This window comes from Actinomadura formosensis NBRC 14204, assembly GCF_001552155.1.
Classification (GTDB): domain Bacteria; phylum Actinomycetota; class Actinomycetes; order Streptosporangiales; family Streptosporangiaceae; genus Spirillospora; species Spirillospora formosensis.
Genome location: NZ_BCQQ01000277.1, coordinates 1 through 1,506 on the forward strand (window position 1 = coordinate 1; position 1,506 = coordinate 1,506).

The window sequence follows — 1,506 nt, forward strand, 5'->3', positions numbered from 1 at the left end:
TACTCCAGCCGCATTTAGAGATGGGTGAGTTCTCGTTGTCGCTGGTAGTGGCATCTTCGAGCACGGGCTTGGTGGCGGCGTCGCCAGTGTGACCAGTGCAGATGGTGTGCGGGTGGGTGCCGGGTCGGGTGCAGGAGGGCGTGGAGGCGGCGGATCTCGTTGACCGTGAGCGGGGCCAACGCGTCCGGATCGTCACCTTCATACCGCCGGCAGGGTGAACGTCCCTGCCGGGACGGCCCCCTGTGTGGCGAGGTCGTCGGCCTCGCCGTCGTCGGTGCCGCTTCGGCCTGGGGGTGGGGCGGCGGCCAGGAAGACCAGGTGCGCGTGGGCGACCATGGCCAGGGTGACGTGCCGGTACCAGGCGGTGTGCTTGCGGACCTGGTAGTGGTCCAGGCCGACCTCGTTCTTGGACGCTTGGAAGCATTCCTCGACGCTCCAGCGGGAGCCTGCCACCCGCACCAGCTCGGGCAATCCGACCGGCCGGTTCGCCCGGCACCGGTAGAACGCCAGGTCGGTGGGGTCGCTGATCGACCGGCGGGCCAGCATCCATTCGTGTTCGCCCAGGCTGATCCATGCCCAGTCGTACCAGCGGCGGCCTTTGGCGCCGTTTCCGCACGAGTGCCGCTGCCACGCCGTCTCCCCCAGGCCGGCGAACGCGGCATCGGCCCTGGTGCGGGTGCCGCCGAGCACGAGCGGGTGGTCGCAGGAGACCGCGAACACAAAGTTGATGCCGCGGCCGGTGCAGCGGCGGCGCAGCACGGTGTTGTCGCCGTAGGCCTCGTCGCCGGTCACCCACCCGAACACCAGCAGCGGATCATCAGCGGCGCGTTCGATCATCCGCCAGGCCAGCTCCGGCTTGGTCGCAAACCGCGTGCGCTCGTCGACCCCGGCGTCGACGAGCCGGCCCGGATCGGCGAACCAGGACTCGGGCAGATACAGCTCCCGGTCGATCAGAACCCGCTGCTTATCGGGGTTCACATACGAGCAGAACACCCCGATCTGACAGTTGGTGATCTTGCCTGCGGTGCCGGTGTACTGCCGCTGCACCCCCGCGCTGCGGCGGCCCTTCTTCTCAAACCCGGTGTCATCGACCGCCAGCACCGCGTCGGCCGAGCCGAGCCGCTCGGCCACCTGCCATCGCAGCGCGTCCCGCACCTGATCGGCGTCCCAGCGGGCGTGATTCAGTAGCCGCTGCATCCCATCGGGAGTGATGTCCCCGGCGAACTCCGCCAGCGACCAGCCGTTCTTGCGCTCCAGCCCGCTCAACAGCCCCAGCAGATACCACCGGGCCCGCACCCGGGGCTCCCGGCGCCCGAAGAACGGCGCCACCACCTGCGCGAACAACTCATCGAACCCATCAGCCCACCCCGCCGGATCGACATCTTCTACAGTAGGCGGCACGGCCACCGCCGATCGTCTGGTCTCAACACACCCACACGATCACAGCGGTGGCCGTCTCACGTCCCGACCTCGATCAGACCGAGATCTCCAAGTGCGGCTGGAGTA

Annotated in this window: 1 protein-coding gene; it reads right to left on the reverse strand. The window is 68.7% G+C overall.

All coding sequences use genetic code 11. From position 1 onward, the window contains the following. Positions 1-198: 198 nt before the first annotated feature. A complete protein-coding gene (locus AF1_RS32480; RefSeq protein ID WP_242609080.1) occupies positions 199-1,344 on the reverse strand; it encodes an IS701 family transposase in 1,146 nt (381 codons plus the stop codon). Between the last annotated feature and the right edge of the window lie 162 nt (positions 1,345-1,506).